Source organism: Neobacillus sp. PS2-9 (assembly GCF_030915525.1).
Classification (GTDB): Bacteria; Bacillota; Bacilli; order Bacillales; family Cytobacillaceae; genus Neobacillus.
This window is the reverse complement of the sequence record NZ_CP133269.1, coordinates 3311934-3330165: the sequence shown is the minus strand read 5'-3', so window position 1 is coordinate 3330165 and position 18232 is coordinate 3311934. Positions and strand designations below refer to the sequence as shown.

At 37.0% G+C, this 18232-nt stretch carries 16 protein-coding genes; 11 read left to right on the top strand and 5 right to left on the bottom strand.

The annotated features are described in order from the left end of the window. The first annotated feature begins 22 nt into the window (after nt 1–22). From kynU to RCG25_RS16720, 4 genes are all read left to right on the top strand, one after another. Nucleotides 23–1294 carry a kynureninase gene (gene kynU, locus RCG25_RS16735; RefSeq protein WP_308079962.1) on the top strand — a complete coding sequence of 424 codons (1272 nt, stop codon included), beginning with the start codon at nt 23–25 and terminating at the stop codon, nt 1292–1294. A gap of 41 nt (nt 1295–1335) precedes the next feature. After that, the gene (locus RCG25_RS16730) at nt 1336–2748 is read left to right on the top strand and encodes an amino acid permease (protein ID WP_374121083.1); all 1413 of its coding nucleotides are present in this window, start codon (nt 1336–1338) and stop codon (nt 2746–2748) included. 61 nt (nt 2749–2809) lie between these two features. Continuing rightward, nucleotides 2810–3658 (top strand): tryptophan 2,3-dioxygenase, encoded by an 849-nt coding sequence (gene kynA / locus RCG25_RS16725; protein ID WP_308079961.1) that lies wholly within the window; start codon nt 2810–2812, stop codon nt 3656–3658. A gap of 86 nt (nt 3659–3744) precedes the next feature. Further along, nucleotides 3745–4530, top strand: coding sequence for a hypothetical protein (locus tag RCG25_RS16720; protein WP_308079960.1), 786 nt, complete (start codon nt 3745–3747; stop codon nt 4528–4530). Nucleotides 4531–5232: 702 nt separating this feature from the next. Here the strand turns inward: RCG25_RS16720 and RCG25_RS16715 are convergent. Together RCG25_RS16715 and RCG25_RS16710 are read right to left on the bottom strand one after the other, a co-directional pair. Further along, nucleotides 5233–5553: a hypothetical protein gene (locus RCG25_RS16715; protein WP_308079959.1), complete on the bottom strand. Its 321-nt coding sequence runs from the start codon at nt 5551–5553 to the stop codon at nt 5233–5235. A gap of 169 nt (nt 5554–5722) precedes the next feature. Further along, on the bottom strand, nt 5723–6235 hold the full coding sequence (locus RCG25_RS16710) for a DUF3231 family protein (protein ID WP_308079958.1): 513 nt from the start codon (nt 6233–6235) through the stop codon (nt 5723–5725). Nucleotides 6236–6452: 217 nt separating this feature from the next. Between RCG25_RS16710 and RCG25_RS16705 the strand changes: the two genes are divergently transcribed. The 4 genes from RCG25_RS16705 to RCG25_RS16690 all read left to right on the top strand — a co-directional run bounded on the left by RCG25_RS16705 (nt 6453) and on the right by RCG25_RS16690 (nt 11884). Further along, nucleotides 6453–6821: a carboxymuconolactone decarboxylase family protein gene (locus RCG25_RS16705; protein ID WP_308079957.1), complete on the top strand. Its 369-nt coding sequence runs from the start codon at nt 6453–6455 to the stop codon at nt 6819–6821. A gap of 219 nt (nt 6822–7040) precedes the next feature. After that, nucleotides 7041–8993 carry a lipoteichoic acid synthase gene (locus tag RCG25_RS16700; protein WP_308079956.1) on the top strand — a complete coding sequence of 651 codons (1953 nt, stop codon included), beginning with the start codon at nt 7041–7043 and terminating at the stop codon, nt 8991–8993. Nucleotides 8994–9135: 142 nt separating this feature from the next. Next, nucleotides 9136–11163: a YhgE/Pip domain-containing protein gene (locus RCG25_RS16695; protein WP_308079955.1), complete on the top strand. Its 2028-nt coding sequence runs from the start codon at nt 9136–9138 to the stop codon at nt 11161–11163. Nucleotides 11164–11419: 256 nt separating this feature from the next. Further along, nucleotides 11420–11884 carry a hypothetical protein gene (locus RCG25_RS16690; protein WP_308079954.1) on the top strand — a complete coding sequence of 155 codons (465 nt, stop codon included), beginning with the start codon at nt 11420–11422 and terminating at the stop codon, nt 11882–11884. Nucleotides 11885–12154: 270 nt separating this feature from the next. Here the strand turns inward: RCG25_RS16690 and RCG25_RS16685 are convergent, their stop codons facing one another. Next, complete coding sequence (locus RCG25_RS16685; protein WP_308079953.1) at nt 12155–12598, bottom strand: hypothetical protein; 444 nt, start codon at nt 12596–12598, stop codon at nt 12155–12157. A gap of 117 nt (nt 12599–12715) precedes the next feature. After that, a complete protein-coding gene (locus RCG25_RS16680; protein ID WP_308079952.1) occupies nt 12716–13171 on the bottom strand; it encodes a hypothetical protein in 456 nt (151 codons plus the stop codon). 373 nt (nt 13172–13544) lie between these two features. On the opposite strand from RCG25_RS16680, the gene RCG25_RS16675 reads away from it, so the two are divergent. Next, a complete protein-coding gene (locus RCG25_RS16675; RefSeq protein ID WP_308079951.1) occupies nt 13545–14033 on the top strand; it encodes a DinB family protein in 489 nt (162 codons plus the stop codon). A gap of 323 nt (nt 14034–14356) precedes the next feature. Here the strand turns inward: RCG25_RS16675 and RCG25_RS16670 are convergent, their stop codons facing one another. Further along, entirely contained in the window at nt 14357–14791 is a 435-nt protein-coding gene (locus RCG25_RS16670) for an OsmC family protein (protein WP_308079949.1), read from the bottom strand. Between the two features lie 712 nt (nt 14792–15503). Between RCG25_RS16670 and ltrA the strand changes: the two genes are divergently transcribed. Next, a complete protein-coding gene (gene ltrA, locus RCG25_RS16665; RefSeq protein ID WP_308079948.1) occupies nt 15504–16697 on the top strand; it encodes a group II intron reverse transcriptase/maturase in 1194 nt (397 codons plus the stop codon). A gap of 476 nt (nt 16698–17173) precedes the next feature. Continuing rightward, the gene (locus RCG25_RS16660; protein WP_308079947.1) at nt 17174–18172 is read left to right on the top strand and encodes an aldo/keto reductase; all 999 of its coding nucleotides are present in this window, start codon (nt 17174–17176) and stop codon (nt 18170–18172) included. Nucleotides 18173–18232 lie beyond the last annotated feature (60 nt).

Below are 18232 nucleotides of genomic sequence, written 5' to 3'. Positions count from 1 at the left end.
GGAAGATTGGAGGTCATTTCGAATGAAGTTTACATTAGAATACGCAAAACAACTGGACAAAGAAGATATCCTTAATAAATTTCGAGAAGAATTTTACATAAAGCCAAATTCAATTTATATGGATGGGAATTCATTGGGGCTTCTTTCAAAAAGAGCGGAACGTACACTATTGGAATCTTTAACAGATTGGAAAGAGCATGGTATCGATGGTTGGACAAAGGGGAAACATCCCTGGTTTTTTTTATCGGAAAAGTTAGCGGAAATGATGGCGCCATTAGTTGGCGCCTCAGCAGATGAAGTGATTGTTACTGGATCGACAACAGTCAATTTGCATCAGCTTGTGGCAACTTTTTATAAGCCTGAAGGTAGGCGGACGAAAATTTTAGCGGATGAATTAACCTTTCCTTCTGATATTTATGCTCTCCAAAGTCAGCTTCGCATTCGCGGGTATAACCCAGAGACACATTTAATTCGTGTGAAAAGTCGGGATGGTCGTTTTTTAGTAGAAGAAGATATTATTGAAGCAATGACGGAAGAAATTGCTTTAATTATTTTGCCAACGGTACTCTATCGCAGCGGTCAAATCTTAGACATGAAGCGATTAGCCAGCGAGGCTAACAAAAGAGGGATATTAATTGGATTTGATGGATGCCATTCGATAGGTGCCATACCTCATTCGTTTAGTGATTGGGGTGTTGATTTTGCGTATTGGTGCAATTATAAACATTTAAATGGCGGCCCAGGCAGTGTTGGGAGTCTATATGTAAATAGTAAACACTTTGGAACAAATCCTGGTCTTGCTGGCTGGTTTGGATCTAAAAAAGAGAAGCAATTTGACATGGAACATACTTTAACACCCGCTGAATCTGCAGGAGCCTATCAAATTGGGACTCCGCATGTTTTAAGTCTGGCACCTTTACTTGGTGCTTTGGAGATTTTTGCAGATGCGGGGATTGAGAATATTCGTTCAAAGTCATTAAAGATTAATCAATATTTAATGGACTTGTTGGAACATGAGGTACCGGATATGGGTTTCAGTTTTGGGAACCCTTTAGAGGATGTCCGACGTGGTGGTCATATTAGTTTAGAACATAATGAAGCTGCAAGGATATGCAAAGCATTGAAAGAAAATGGTGTTATACCTGATTTTAGAGCTCCTAACATTATTCGTCTTGCACCAGTTGCACTTTATACCTCTTATAAAGAAGTTATTGAGGTCGTGCAAATTCTTAAAAAAATCATGGCGGAAAAACAATATGAAAAGTTTGAGAATGAACGAGAAGTCGTAGCATAAAGAGATGGGTTACATTGATACTTTAATTGAGGAGGAGCTAAATAGTGAACAAACATATTCCTATGAATAACGGAAATAATTCTCAAAATGGATTGAAGCGTGAATTAAAAACCAACCAGCTTTCGATGATTGCCATGGGGTGTGCCATTGGAACGGGTCTTTTCCTGGGGAGCGGTCTAGCCATTAGTACAGCAGGTCCAGGTGTATTACTAAGCTATGGAGTTGGTGCCATTATCGTCCTCCTTTTAATGGGGTGCCTATCTGAAATGACGGTTGCTCACCCTACTACAGGTGCTTTTGGCACGATTGCTGAGAAATATGTTAGCCCACTCGCAGGATATCTTGTGAAATATTCTTATTGGGTTGCTAACGTTCTAGCTGTTGGGGTAGAGATAAGTGCGATTGCTGTATATATGAAGTACTGGTTTCCTCATGTGCCTGGAATGGTTTGGATAGTATTGTTTGCGGCAGTTCTTATTTATGTAAATGCTACAAGTGTAAATGCTTTTGGCACATTTGAATATTGGTTTTCCATGATTAAAATAAGTGCCATTGTTGGATTCATCTTACTTGGATCATATATTTTATTTGGCGGTACACACCAATCGAATTTGGGACCAGAGAACTTAGTAAATGACAGAGGTTTTTTACCATTTGGATGGTGGGGAGTGTGGGTTGCGACTTTTATTTCCTTATTTAGCTTTTTGGGCACAGAATTGATAGCGGTTACAGCTGGTGAAGCGAAGGATCCAGATGTTGCAGTTCCAAAAGCGTTGAAAGCTACGGTTTTCCGCTTATCCACCTTTTATATTTTGACAATTGGCATCATGCTAATGATCGTTCCGTGGAAATCAGCAGGTGTGGAAGAAAGTCCTTTCGTAAAGGTAATGGATCTCTTAAATATTCCAGGGGCATCAGGAATTATGAATTTTATTATTTTAACAGCAGCCCTATCATCTATGAACAGCCAATTATATGCTTCTACTCGTATGATGTTTTCGCTTTCCAAAGGAAATGATGCTCCAGCATTTTTAGGGAAATTAAACAAAAAAGGAGTTCCTCTTAGAGCACTGGCTGTTTCTACACTGGGGATTTTTCTCGCTGCTTTAGTTAGTGCTGTATTACCTGGTTCTTCATATGCATTTATGATGGGAATTTCCATGTTTGGTGCAATCTTCACCTGGTTTATGGTGTTTGTTTCCCATTTATTTTTCAGAAGAAAGTGGGAGAAATCTGGCGGCAGGAAATTGCCTGTCAAAATGGTAGGTTTCCCATATTTAACGATTATTGGAGCAATCCTTTTATTGAGTTTAATGATTACAACTTGGTTTACAGACTTTAAAATCATGCTTCAATTCGGTATTCCATGGTTACTTTTTTTAACAGTTACTTATTATATTTTTAAAAAGAGAGCATCCACTCAAAATTCTAATAGAAAACAAAGGATATCTTAACCGAAAATGTTTATTACGTTATTAGCAGGATTTTAATCAAAATCGGGGAGGCAAAAATACCATGAGTACCCAAGAAAAAAACACAAATATAGAACTAGAAAATGAGATTCAAACAGATTTCCAAAAATCAATGTCTTATGGAGATTACCTCCATCTTGATAATATTTTATCTAGTCAAAATCTGGTATCAGATCACCATGATGAAATGTTATTTATTATTATTCATCAAGCAAGTGAGCTATGGATGAAATTAATATTACATGAATTGACAGCAGCTATTAGGTATATAAGCAATAATGACCTGGAACCATCATTTAAAATTCTGTCACGAGTTTCAAGAGTACAGCAGCAATTAATACAGTCATGGAGTGTGCTTTCTACCTTAACCCCTTCAGAGTACTTGGAATTTAGAGATAAACTGGGAAAAGCTTCTGGGTTCCAATCTTATCAAAATCGTTTAATTGAATTTGCTTTAGGAAACAAAAATGTTCATACGTTAGCAGTCTATCAGCATCAACCGGAGCTATACGAAAAAATGCAAGAGGCGCTTCGTAAAACAAGTATATATGATGCAGCAATCAATGCTCTAGTTGCACGTGGATTACCTATTGATCAAGAGGTTATCGAGAGGGATTTATCAAAAAACTATGAACCCAATGCCAGTGTAGAAGAAGCATGGCTAACAGTGTATCGTCATGTTGACCAATACTGGGATTTATACGAATTAGCTGAGAAATTAGTCGATATTGGTAATCAGCAACAGTTATGGCGTTTTAATCATATGAGTACCGTTGAAAGGATTATTGGCCATAAGCAGGGGACAGGAGGCTCTTCGGGTGTAACCTATTTAAAAAGAGTCGTGGATCAGAAGTTTTTTCCTGAACTTTGGAGTTTACGAACGAAGCTTTAGTTGTAGTCTTTTTTATCCATTCCCATAATCCATATACTTATATATTATTAATAACATAAGATATGACGAGGGGATGGTGGGGCATTGTGAACACAGACCAAGCTTTTGACTTTTTAAGGCAAGCAGGAGTGACAGAGGATATCTGTATTCAAACGGTCCGGCGTTGGCTTCGTGAAAGAAAGATTAATTACGAAGGCAATGGACTTCGAAAATCCGGATACATACTCGAGGATACCGATCAAGCTTTTGACATGTTAATGGACGCAGGTGTCCCGGAAGGCATGTGTACTCCATTAGTGAGACTATGGCTTAGAGAAGGCAAGATTCAGAATGTAGGCAATGGGAAGCTCGTCACAGAAACGATTCCCAAGGAAATAGCCACAAAGCGAGTAGGTCATACTGACCAGGATAAGATCATCCGCCAATTAAAAGTCAAAATTAAAGCACAAGATGAGCATATCGAAGGTATGGAAAAGCTCCATCAAAACTCAATCAATACATTAATACAGCAAAGAAATAAACTAAAAATAGAGATTGCCCACATAGACAAAGAAAAAAATGAATTACAAAAGGAAACGAAAAAATTACTTCAAGAGAATATTGATTTGCGGAATGAACTGTTAAAGCTTAAAGAGGAACTTTCTAGAGGGTCTAAAAGAGAACAAGAGCAGACGCATACTCCGCCTCCTCCAATGCAGACCAATTATCGGCAAAAACTAGGACTTTCAAAAACAGCAGGTCCTAAGGAAGTTCTAGCAGGATATAAAAAATTATTAATAAAAACACATCCTGACCACGGTGGAAATGCAGCCGCTTTTCATTATATTAAAACCGACTATGATCAGTTTAGAAGTGGGTTTAAAGGGAAATAGGTTTTATATGGATAACACACGTTATTTCGCATGTGAAATAATGTGTTTTTTTTTGTTTTGTTCGGACAGAATCCTTCAGAAAGTAGTGAAGGCAAATCAGATGTGAGAGGGATTCGGACACAAATGTCTTTGTATTTATTAAAGCTGTCCGAATCGTTCTCTGATTCGGACACGAATGCGTTTGTATACATCAAAGCTGTCTGAATCATTCTCTGATTGGGACACGAATGCGTTTGTATACATCAAAGCTGTCCGAATCATTCTCTGATTGGGACACGAATGCCATTGAAAGTATCAAAGGTGTCCGAATCACCCACTGATTGGGACACGAATGCCATTGAAATTATCAAAGCTGGCCGAATCACCCACTGATTAGGACACGAATGCCATTGAAAGTATCAAAGCTGTCCGAATCACTCACTGATTGGGACACGATTGCCATTGAAAGTATCAAAGCTGTCCGAATCACCCACTGATTGGGACACGAATGCCATTGAAATTATCAAAGGTGTCCGAATTACCTTCTCATTCGGAAACGAATGCCTTTGACTGCATAAAAGCAGTCCGAATCAACCTTTGATTCGGACACCTATAGCAAATTAAATTGAAGTGAAATTGTTGAAGAGTTTATACGAGCATGAGGTAATGTTCAAGTATGCAAAAAAACAACCCCAAATCAGGGGTTATTTTTTTGCTCTAAGGCTAAATGAACATCGTTCCTGCTACTACAATACTTATTAGTGAGCCAAAGATTAATCCAACAGTTGCAAAGGACATCAATACAGCCCCATGGACCTTACTTCTGTCAATATACGTCATAAAGCCCATAACTAGCGCTAAGATTCCGAAAACAATTGGAAGAAATAGAAACGAAATAGCTGCAAACAACCATCCAAAAACAACAAACGCCATGCCAGTTTTTTTACCGGTAGATTTTTCTGGATAAAGGACCGTAACGCTACCACAACTGTGACAAATAGTTGAGTTGGCTAATTCAGCAGACCCACCTTGCGATTGATACATTTTTACATCCACCCCATTCTAATTTATTAAATTATGATATATTGTATTTTGAATATAAAGAATATTATAAAAATTAAGTTTAGAATACCATATTTTCAAAAAAATTCAAGTGAAACGAATTAAAAAAAGAAGAACACGACAACGTATCGTGATCTTCTAGATTCATTCATTAGCAATCAGTATGTTTCTTTAGATGAAGGGGTGGTGGGATTAACCAGCCTTTTTCTTTATTTAGACGTAATACCTTTCCACCAAGTGCCATTTTTTGAGCATGGAATTGACCATACATCATAGCAACATCTTCACGAATTGATTTACCAATTACCTGACTGCAGGCAACTAATCCAGCTGCAATATCAACAGACAGACCAGCAGCAATTGCTGGGTCAGGAATTCTTGCACCTACTGGAATATCCTCTAAACATGCTTCCGGAGGTTCAGGTGCTGCAGGAGGTAATCCAATGCCGTTTTCCTTTAAAAGTTCCTCAATTTGCTTTTTTTCCTGTTGGCAGTTTTCAATTGCTTCGACGATTAGCTTTTTCAAATCATCGTCACCTGCATGGTTCAGCATTGTTTGGTACCCAGCAATCAAGCTATTTCCAGCTAAAAGAGAAGCCCATATATCAAACACTTCTCCGTAATGTAAAGGCTCTTCTTTAGGGTTTCCATTTAATATTCCCATCGTAACCCTCCTTAAATTATAAGATAATTTATTCACTTGAAGTGCCACCTTTCTTGAAGCACATCAATTAGTTTGTCCATTAGAATAAAAATAATTAATGTTTTGTATGACTAAAAAAATTCATTTCGCGTGATTGCATTGAAAGTATAAATTCACTGAAAATAATTAACCTAAAATGGAGTGGTTAAATTAAAGTGGAAAGAAAGGGAGAACAATAATGGAACAAGCAGGAGTAAACAATTCTATCCAAACACACTTGAATAATTATAAACAAGGAATTGGAACCTACACGCAGATGATGCCAGATTTAATTGGTGCCTACAATGAATTTACGGGTGCGTGTTTTAAAGAAGGAGAAATTTCTCAAAAAAACAAACACTTAATTGCGCTTGGAATAAGTGTCTATTCGCAGGATGAATATTGCATAATTTATCATACAAAAGGATGCATTGATCAAGGCTGTACTGAGAAAGAAATTTTTGAAACAATTGGAGTGGCCGCAGCACTTGGAGGCGGGGCGGCCATGAGTCAAGGAGTCACACTTGTTCAGGAGTGTATGAACCAACTCTCAAATATGAAGCATTAATGATAGAAGAAGCAGGATTCCTTTGGGAACCTGCTTCTTATTTTTCTTTTCACTCTGTTGGGGGTTAATTTACAATTATGTACCAACATTTCTTGGTTTGTTCATAATCTGTTCATAATTAACATGTATGCTAGATGTTAGGTGATTTGGAACTAATCACATATATCCAAATCAATAATATTTTGTAATAATACGTTTCTAGAAGGCAGGTGTAAAAAAATGAATACATTACTTCACAGAGGTCAAAGTATTTTCAATAAATATATTGGCTTTTTCTTTTTGACTGTTTTTTTCCTTTGGGTTAAAACATATATCATTCAATTAACACAATTTGATTTAGGAATAGAAAATCCCTTACAAAGGTTTCTGTTATTTTTCAATCCTTTAGGATCTTCGTTACTTTTTTTAGGTTTATCATTTTTCCTTAAAGGAAGAAAAAAATATATAGGTCTTATTGTTATCGAATTTCTTATGTCTTTTTTATTGTATGCGAATGTGTTATTTTACCGTTTCTTCAATGATTTTATTACATTGCCAACTTTAACTCAGACGCAAAACTTTGGAGATGTAAGTGGAAGTGTGACTTCTCTATTAAGACCATATGACGTTTTATTTTTTATTGATATTGTTATTTTAATAGGATTGCTTGCATTTCGTTTGGTTAAAATTGAAATCAAGGATATGAATCGAAGAAAGGTTTCTGTTCTTTTTTCATTGTCATTAGCGATTTCTTGCGCCAATTTATCTCTAGCAGAAGTCGATCGACCTCAATTATTGACAAGAGGATTTGATCGAAATTATATTGTTAAATATTTAGGAATGTACAATTATACTATTTATGATGCAGTTAAGAGCACGAAGGCCTCTGCACAAAGAGTTATGGCAAATAGTGATGATATGACAGAAGTGATTAACTATACAAAATCTAACTATGCTGAGCCGAACCCTAACTATTTTGGTGCTGGAAAAGGAATGAACGTAATTTACTTGCATCTTGAATCCATGCAAAACTTCCTTATTAACTACAAGTTAAATGGGGAAGAAGTTACACCATTCTTAAATTCATTAGTTAATGAAAAGAATACTCTATATTTTGATAACTTTTACCATCAAACGGGTCAAGGTAAAACATCAGATGCTGAATTTATGCTAGAGAATTCATTATATGGATTACCACAGGGATCCGCTTTTACAACAAAAGGGCTTAACACTTACCAAGCGGCACCAGCCATTTTAGGCCAACAAGGGTATACGTCCGCTGTGTTCCACGGGAATTCAGGAAGCTTTTGGAACAGGAATGAAATTTATAAGTCATTAGGTTATAACAAGTTCTTTGATGGCAACTATTATCAGTTGAATTCTGAAGACCTGGCTGAATATGGTTTAATGGACAAACCTTTCTATAAACAGTCCATTCCATTATTAGAAACATTGCCAGAGCCATTTTATACAAAGTTTATTACTGTCAGCAATCATTATCCGTATCCAATTCCTGCGAAGGATGCTACGATTGCACCGGCAACAACAGGTGATAAATCCGTTGACCAATACTTCCAGACAGCAAGGTATGCTGATGAAGCTTTAAAGCAATTCTTTGATTACTTGAAGCAATCTGGACTCTATGATCGTTCCATTATTATTATGTACGGTGATCATTATGGAATCTCAGAAAATCATAATAAAGCGATGAAACAAATTATTGGAAAAGAAATTACTCCTTTTGAAAGCTCTGGTTTACAACGAGTACCTTTATTCATTCGTGTACCAGGGATGGAAGGTGGAGTGAACCATGAATATGGTGGACAAATAGACATTCTTCCGACTCTTCTTCACTTACTAGGAACAGACACAAAAGATTATGTTCAATTTGGAACTGATTTGTTATCAGATCAGCATGATGACCTTGTACCGTTCCGAAATGGTGACTTTGTGAGTCCAACCATTACTTCGGTTGATGGTAAATTCTATGACTCAACTACAGGGATGAAACTTGAGCAGGAAAGAATAGAAGAAGCAAAAAAATATCAGAAATCAGTTATGCAAAAATTAGCACTTTCTGATAAAGTGGTAAACGGTGATTTATTACGATTCTATACCCCTGAAAACTTTACTCCAGTTGACCGCTCGAAATATGATTATAAAAAAGCGGACAGCACAAGTACAGAAAAATAAACAAGAAAGACTGCCTAAGAAATTCCTTAGGCAGTCTTTTTATTTACTTTAAAAAAACTTCTTATCACTGATTGTTGCATTAATTTGAATCCTTTTCCTAAAGCTAATAGAGGAAAGTATGGAATGATAAGGGTGAGAATGGATGCAAAAAATTTGGCACATTTACAAAACTGATTGGGTCAATATTTTTAGAGTACCAACCGTATTGTTTTTAATTGTGGCACTTATGGTTTTACCGTCGGCTTATGCCTGGATTAATATCAAGTCTATGTGGGATCCATATAGCAATACTTCAGGTATTAAAGTGGCAGTTACGAACGAAGATACTGGTGCAGAGCTTAATGGGAAAAGGATTAATGTGGGAAATGAAATCATAAGTACATTAAAAGCTAATCATAAACTTGGATGGGTATTTGTCAAACAGGAAAAGGCAGTTCATGGTGTAAAGAGTGGAAAATATTATGCCTATTTGCTAATTCCAAAGGACTTCTCTCAAAAATTAACTAGTATTTTAGAAATCAATCCGCAAAAACCCAAAATTGAATTTGGAGTAAATGAAAAAATTAATGCGGTTGCACCAAAAATCACTAGCTCGGGTGCCTCAAGTGTTACCGCTCAAATTAGTCAGGCGTTTATTAAGACGGTCGGGAATGCTATTTTTTCTGGTTTTTATAAGGTGGGTGTGGAGTTAGAGAAAAACCTGCCAAATATCCAAAAGGTAGAAACTCAAATTTTTGAACTTGAAAAGGCTTTACCTCAGATTCAAGAAATGGGGAAAAAAGCGATTGAACTTGAAGGAAAGTTACCTGAATTGCATGAGAAAGGGCAGAAAGTGATAGAGCTTGAACAAAGAATACCAGACATTCAAAAAGCAGGGGAAAGTATATTAAAGGTTGAAAGTGCATTACCTCGAATACATGAAGCTGGTGACAAAATACTAGAGCTTCAAGATAAGATGAATGATTTGAAAAGGACCACTTCCGTTATTTCAGATGTTTTAGCGAGCATTTCAGATATAGAAACAAAAGTAAAGGAGGCCATTGATCGGGTAAAGGAAACGGACCAGGTTAACACAGATGAAAATCAGGTAGGGTTAAATCAGTTACAAGCTGAATTAGAAAAAATTCAAGGAACAATCCAAGAAATTCATGTAGGTCTACAGCAGAAAGTGAGCACAGTGGAAAACGATCTGAATTCAGCCTCAAGTTTTATTAGTAATGATTTGCCTGTTGTTGAACAAAAAGTTCATAAAGCAGCTGATTTTGTAAGGACTGATTTACCAAAACTTGAGGATGATATTAGAAAAGCAGCAAACCTAGTGCGTACAAAACTTCCCGAAGTGGAAAAGCTAATTCATAAAGCAGCCGATTTCGCCAGGAATGATCTTCCTGGGTTCGAGGCAGAAATTAGAAATGCAGCAGATAAGCTCCGCCAATTTGAGAAAAGTGTGAATATCCGTGACCTGATTGAATTTCTTAAACATGACCCTGAAAAAGAGAGCAGCTTTCTTTCTAGCCCAATTTTATTAAATACAAAAAGGATTTTTCCTATTCCTAATTACGGTTCAGCCATGTCACCTTTTTATACGATGCTGGCACTATGGGTAGGAGCGACTCTCCTAATAGCCTCACTCCGAGTAGATGTAGAGAATTCTAATGGTACATATCGTGGTTATCATTTATATCTAGGAAGACTCCTGACTTTTTTGACTATCGGAATTTTTCAGGCTGCCATTGTCTCCTTAGGTGATTTGTTTTTAATTCACACCTATGTAGTCGATAAACTTTGGTTTGTTCTGTTAAGCATTCTTGTCAGCATAGTCTTTATCATTATTACGTATACATTATGTTCCGTGTTTGGAAATATAGGAAAAGGATTAGCGATTATATTTTTGGTGCTGCAAATCTCTAGCTCTGGTGCGACGTTCCCGGTAAGTACGACCTCTCCAGTTTTTCAAGCAATTAATCCCTACATGCCATTTACATACGCTGTTAGTATGCTTCGGGAGACTGTTGGCGGAATGGTAAAAGAGGTTGTTACTAAAGACATCATCTATCTTCTTGCTTTTGCAGCTGTAAGTTTCCTTCTAGCCCTTGTTTTGAAAAAGCCTTTAGAAAATCGGATACAACAAACCGCCCAAAAAGCAAGAACAACTAAGATCATTCCATAATGAAAGAGCAGTTCATTAGAGTAACGGGTTGAGTTTCCTATCGCAATTGTCTTACATAAAAATGTTCATAATGAACGTTATAATTGGATATATATGTTAAGATGATATATAGTTTTTGAATTGATGTACTTACGAACGGGGCAGTTTTGTTGATGAAGAAAGAACACCCGAGTTGTACATTTAACTTCTATTGCGAATGCAATAAAAAATATCATTTAGGCAACCCTAATCATATAAAAATATGGGAGTGGTTGCTATGAATAAAGTAGTGCTAATGTTAGTCACAGTATTTTTCTTAACTGCTGGTAATGCTTCGGCTGCTAGAGTTACAGCAGTAGGAGGAGAGAAATATGAAGTGAAGGACCAAGCTACAAAGATGTTTATATATGACACAATGCAGGTATGGATGCGTCATAGCTTGGTCGATTATTACCATAATAAATATCATGCAGACTCTATAAGATGGGGAGAGCTAAAACCAGAAGGAATTCATGTTTGGATAAAGCAGCTTAAGCCTAATGAAAACCACAGAACGTATACCCATCATATAAAAATTTCTTTACAATATGATAAATTAATTATCAATGACAAGAAAGAAATAAAAACAAAGGATACATTTACTTATGCGGTTAACGCAGATTTACTTTCACTTTGTTCTGAATCAGGTAAATCTGAAAAGGAACTTAAATTAATCAATTCTTATCATAAAGTGCGACCATAGCTGGTTGCACTTTTATTTATTAAAGTTATAGACAAAAGTTAATGATTAATACGAACAGATTAAGTAATAAATGGCACTTTGTTCAGCTAATGGGAGCTATGTTGGAATAACAGGCAAACCTTTTTCTTCTTGAAGTAACGAGCAGATTAGATTAAGAAGGATTTCTAATATAACAAGCGAAATTGTACTTCACCAATTTTTGAGAAGGTTCTGAATATAAACAGAAAAAGCCCCTTTACACTTTTAAAACAAAGTGGAGGAGCTTTTTCCTTAAGGAATCAAACCAAGTTCCTTTGCAATTTCAATTAACTTATCACTACGTTTCCAAAAATCACCCAACGACTCAATACTATTAATTTGGTTCTGGGAAAGTGAAGATTTCGGAACTATAACGTCAACATTAGCCTCAACAGTTTTCATTCCAGTTTTTTTTGCAAAGTATGTTCTATGGTTACCATTACTTTGAACACAATATTCCCCATTAGGAAATAAAATTAAGTCTATGTCATTACCAAACCGCTTCGGGTCATATCCGTTAGCTTTTATCGATTTTTCTATTTTATCAAGTCGTTCTTGTCTTAATCCTGTTTCGTAAGTTAGACCCACAATTTTATCCACAGGGACAGTTGCTATACCACTGGTACAGACATATTCGTCTTCATAACCTTCCATCATTTCCTTTAAATGTCTCCAACCTGAATAGTCAATATTCACTTATAAAACCCCCATGTTTTCTCTATTTTACATACTCCGATGTTACCGAAGTTTTCGAAACTGACTGGCTTCCAATAAGGGGAGAGGGAAAACAGTTGTAGGAGTGTTTTGTAAACATTATTCACTATAGGAACCCAATTTACGGGAACTCAAATATTCCATCCATTTCAAGAGAAGGTGTTTGTAGTCCCTTTTATCGGAAAGGACGTGAGGAGTGGCTTCTACTTTGAAAATCTGATAGGTTATCATGTTTGATGGCTCCAAAGTGAAACTTTCAAGTCCACGGAGTACAATACCCATATCCACTCGGTTTTTATTGCCTTTGAAGTCAAAGTGGTCATCCATAAATTCAACTTTCAACTGAATAGGAAGTTCAAAGTCGGAGTGAGAGGGCGATAATTGCTCATAATCGTCTATATTCCAGTCGGAGATGGTAATCACAACATTTTCCCTACCGCCCGTTGCATTTGTTTTGAGTTGAACAAATTCTTCTGTTGCTTTTTGTAAATAGGATTCCAAGTCAGATGGACCTAAACACGGTAAGGCAATCGCCATTGGCTGATAAGATGGCATGGTAAAAACTCCATTCTATAGGGATTTTAACTCAAGTAAAACACAGGGAAAAACCCTTGTAAATACAGTATTTTTTCGCTTGCTGAACTGAACACTTCAAGTTTCGGGTTTCTCTCTTAAAATTTTTTTGCCTGAAGAACAGAATCCCGTTCCAGTGGAAGAAGGTGATGTTGAACAATCCTTGTTTCTTGAATACGTTAGAGAGATTTGAGAGTAGAAGGACAATGCAAATTGTGAAGAATTGCACTTAAACTTTCGGGTGCTTGAGTTTAAGAAGGGATTTCTGCGGCGATCCTTTTTTAGTCAGTAAAGAAAGGTTTATTCTATACATGTATAGAATAAGTAGTTATATCTGTTAAAGGTGGGTGTTTGGATGCTTCAACAAGAATATGGATGGGTTCGACAGACTAGAGGAACTCTGTTAGATTTTTGTGGGAAATTAGATCCTAATTATTTTACACATACAAATGGATTCGGTTGGGAAAGTGTAAGAGACACATTGGTTCACATAGCTGATTGCTATGTTGCATGGCTTGGCTCATTTGTTTTATTGAAGACGAAAAAACCACTTACTCCAAGGGAAGAATTACAAAATCTCAGTTTAGAGCAAATAATAGCACGATTTGAACAAGTGGATTCAATAGTAAATGAATTATTAGAACTACATGGACAAAATTTAAACATGCTAATTGAGAGAGAAATCCCTTGGAGAGAAGCACCTGAACTATTATCTATTACTCCTTGTAAATTGCTAATACACACCATCACTCACGAGTTTCATCACAAGGGACAAATAGTAGCAATGCTCCGTCAGATGGGTTATGAGCCCCCAAATACAGATGTATTAGGAACAGAAGATTAATATATTATAGAAGTATTTTGGCGATGTTTAATGGACATTGCCTTTTTCGTTGAGTAAGTTTGTGAAGTATCGTACTTAAAGTAACGGGTGCTTTTGTTAAGGATGATGATCGCTGCGGCGGTCATTTTTTCTTGTTGAAGTAACGTGGCAGGATAGTGGAACAAGGGCTTTTTTGAGGATTTGTTTAATGTATTAGTTTTTCAACACTAAAAAAGGCAGCAGTTTCGCCACCTTTACCTTAATAAGAAAATAGAGATTTTTAAAAGACCCGTATTAATTTGTAGGTCTAAGAAATGAAGTTTTACATCTTTGGATAAATAATATCATTTGGAAGTAACTTTGGCTTGAACTTCAATTTTAACATCTGCTTTTTTCAATATATTGCCGACATCACACCCTTTATCTGCTGCTTCTGTCGCTCTTTGTGCAGATTGAATCTGTTCTTCAGTTGCTTCAGCAGATAATACGATGTTAGGATAATGGGTAATTTTAAACTCATTATCAGATATATTTGCCTCAGAGTTCACTGTAAGTTCCGCCACAGGCAGTTTTCTGCTTTCGAGTACAAAAGTAAGTGTTGCTGTATAACACGTCGTTACAGAGGCAACGAGAACCTCTTTTGGATTTGCTCCGTTACCACTACCTCCTAAGGATGTAGGAATAGCGATTTTTGTATCAAGGTACTCCGCTTTAAGTGTGCCATTTCCTGTAACCCCACCATCCCAAAAAGCATTCACATTTATTTTCATATCAGCCATATTATCACTCCTTAAAATTAATAATTTGCATATATATAATGCCCACTTTTCTAGTGAGTTAACAAGAAAACTTCATTCAAAATTTAGTAGGAGATTGAGATGAGTTGCACTTAAAGTAACGTGGTGGCTTTAGTAAATCAACAATTGGACTGCTGTTTCACAGTCCTTTTTCATTATCGTTATTCAAGTAAAGGGGCAGGTGTGCGGCCGAGCATAGGTCGTATCATATAGCGGGTGGGATTCCCGCCGAGTAAGAACTAGCCATTCGCTCGTAGCGAGTCTTGGAGGACTATAGGTAACTCTAGTCTTTAAGCGTAGACAGTTAGGTAGCGGGCCGAAAGCCAAATGGTTGAAGGGATTGAGCTCCATAAACGTTAGTAAACCGAGAGGGCTGATGCCTTACCTGCGTGTAGAAAGCAACATTTTATCCTTCGTCAAAGGCAAGAAGGATAAAACCTCTCTGGAGTCAGAGACCTTGGCACGTTACACATTGATATGATACGGCAACTAGGGAGACCCTACCGGTCTTTTCTATTTTATTGAAGAGTATGGTGTACAAGCGATAACAAGCAAGGAAACCAAATGCCGTGTAGGGAGTCGGATAGCAGCGTAGTACCTATGAAGTTGGGTAATGCCGATGGAGGAAAGGCTAGCTACCAGTTATCACTCTTACTAGGGACACATTTACTACACACAGAGGTAAGTATAATAAATGGAAACAAAACTACTAAGGATAGCAGAATTAGCAAAATCTGATCCTAAAATGAAATTCACATCACTTGCACACTTATTAAATGAGCAATCGCTAACACAGTGTCATCATGAACTATCTAATAAAAAGGCGACTGGTGTTAACGGAACGACTAAAGAACAATATAGCGAACACATGGAAGAAAACATAAAGGATTTAGTAAGTAGGCATAAAAGCAAAAGTTATCGACCTGTTCCAGTAAGAAGAATGTATATCCCAAAACTCAATTCAAACAAGAAAAGACCTTTGGGGATACCTGAACATGAGGATAAAATTGTACAAAAGGGTATTACCAAAATACTAAATACCATTTATGAAAATGATTTCCTAGATTGTTCATTTGGGTTCCGCCCTAATCGAAACTGCCATGATGCGCTGAAAATACTGAACTATTATATTGAAAAGAGGTCAGTAAGTTATGTAGTGGATGTGGATATCAAAGGTTTCTTTGACAACGTGGACCACAAATGGATGATAGAATTCTTAAAACTTCGAATCGCTGACCCTAACCTTCTGATAATAATCAGCAGGTTTCTTAAAGGTGGATACATGGAAGAAGGGAAGAAGTACAAGACAGATAATGGTACACCGCAAGGTGGAGTAATATCTCCGATATTAGCCAATGTTTATCTCCATTATGTTCTGGACTTATGGTTTGAGAAAGTGGTTAGGAAACAATGTAAAGGCCAGGCATATATAGTAAGATACGCAGATGATTTTGTTTGTTGTTTTCAGAATAAAAGTGAAGCCGAGCAATTCTTCCATTCATTAAAAGCGAGATTAAAGAAATTTAACCTGGAAATAGCTGAGGATAAAACTAAAATAATTCCCTTCGGTCGGTTCGCAGAAAATAATGCAAGGCGAGAGGGGAACAGTAAACCAGCTACCTTTGATTTCCTAGGGTTTACCCACTATTGCGGGAAAAGCAAACAAGGGAAATTTCGAGTAAAACGAAAATCTAGCAGGAAGAAAGTCCAAAGCAAACTAAGAGAATCTAAAGAATGGCTGAAGACTAATAGAAATAAAGATATTCATACAATTATGGATAGATTTAAACGCTCACTTATAGGTTATTACAACTATTATTGCATCACAGATAATACCCAAACTGTTAACAACTTCAAAGAGAAAATCGAGTATTTACTATTTAAATAGCTAAACAGAAGAAGCCAAAGGAAGTCCTTTACATGGGATAAATTTAGGCTCTTCCTTAATAAATATCCACTACCTTCACCAAGAATCAAAGTGAATATTTATGATTTAAGAAAAGAGATAAGCTATATTCTGTAAATGATGACTAGGAGGAGCCGTGTGCATTAATAGTGCAAGCACGGTTCTGTGAGGGGGGAGAACACAATCTACCGTAAGGTAGAGAGGTTCCCTTTTACTCGACTAGCTCAACAAGAAGCTTTAAATATCTCCCGCTTTTTTACCGATTTATGGTAATGTTAAAGTAGTGAATATTTATGAAGAATTAATATGTAATAGGGATTGTCCTCTTTCAATATTTTATGTCTTTTGTTGGTTTAGTTGTTCTATTGTTATTATTCGATATGCTATTAGGGGCGGGATTTCAGAACGAAATTGGTTACAGATTGGATCACTGAGACTGCCGAGGGGGAAATGTGTCAATGAAAAAACGAGCACTTGGTCATAACGGTCCACTGGTTTCTGAGATTGGTCTAGGTTGTATGGGGATGTCATGGCTATATGGTAATGCTGAACGAAGCGAAAGTATTGCAACAATCCACGCAGCACTTGAGGAAGGCATTACACTCTTTGATACAGGAGATTTCTATGGCGATGGACACAATGAATTACTTCTCCGTGAAGCATTCCAAGGCATCCAACGGGAAAATGCGTTCATTTCAGTAAAATTCGATGGCAAGCTCCACTCTCAGGGCAAGAGTCATCGAAAGAGTGATAACCACCCTCATACAGTAAAGAATTTCCTTGAGGATACCCTACTGCGCCTAGGTGTTGAATACATCGATCTTTATCAACCAGGCACAGCCTGCATCGATCCAAACGTACCAATTGAAGAAACGGTTGGTGCAATTGCTGATATGGTAAAGAAGGGATATGTGCGTTACATTGGTCTTTCTGAAGTAGGAGTAGATACAATTCGTCGCGCACACGCTGTACATCCTATTAGTTGGCTGCAAATGGAATACTCACTATTTAATCGGAGCATCGAATCAAATATCTTGCCAACTCTACGGGAATTAGGTATTTCGCTTTCGGCTTATGGTGTTCTCTCAAGAGGTTTATTGAGCGGTACATGGTCAAAAGATCGGGTTCTAGGTTTGGATGATAAACGCAGTAATGGTCCGCGGTTTACCAAGGAAAATATTGAAAAGAATTTAGCCCTTGTAGAGGCATTGCGTGAAATTGCTGAAGAAAAGCAAGCAACCATCGCACAGATTGCCATCGCATGGGTTTTATCCAAAGGAAAGGATGTTATCCCATTGATTGGTGCAAGAACACAGTCACAACTTCATGTTTCACTCAGCGCAGTTGACCTGAACTTAAGTTCAGACGACCTTTTACGAATTGAAGAAACCGTACCTTCGGAACTTGTAGCCGGCGAATATTACCCGGTACCACGGAAAAAATGGTTCTTCAACTAAAGGGGGCTGGAGTTACATATGAGATTTCGGCAAATGATCGCTACGGCGGTCATTTTTCTT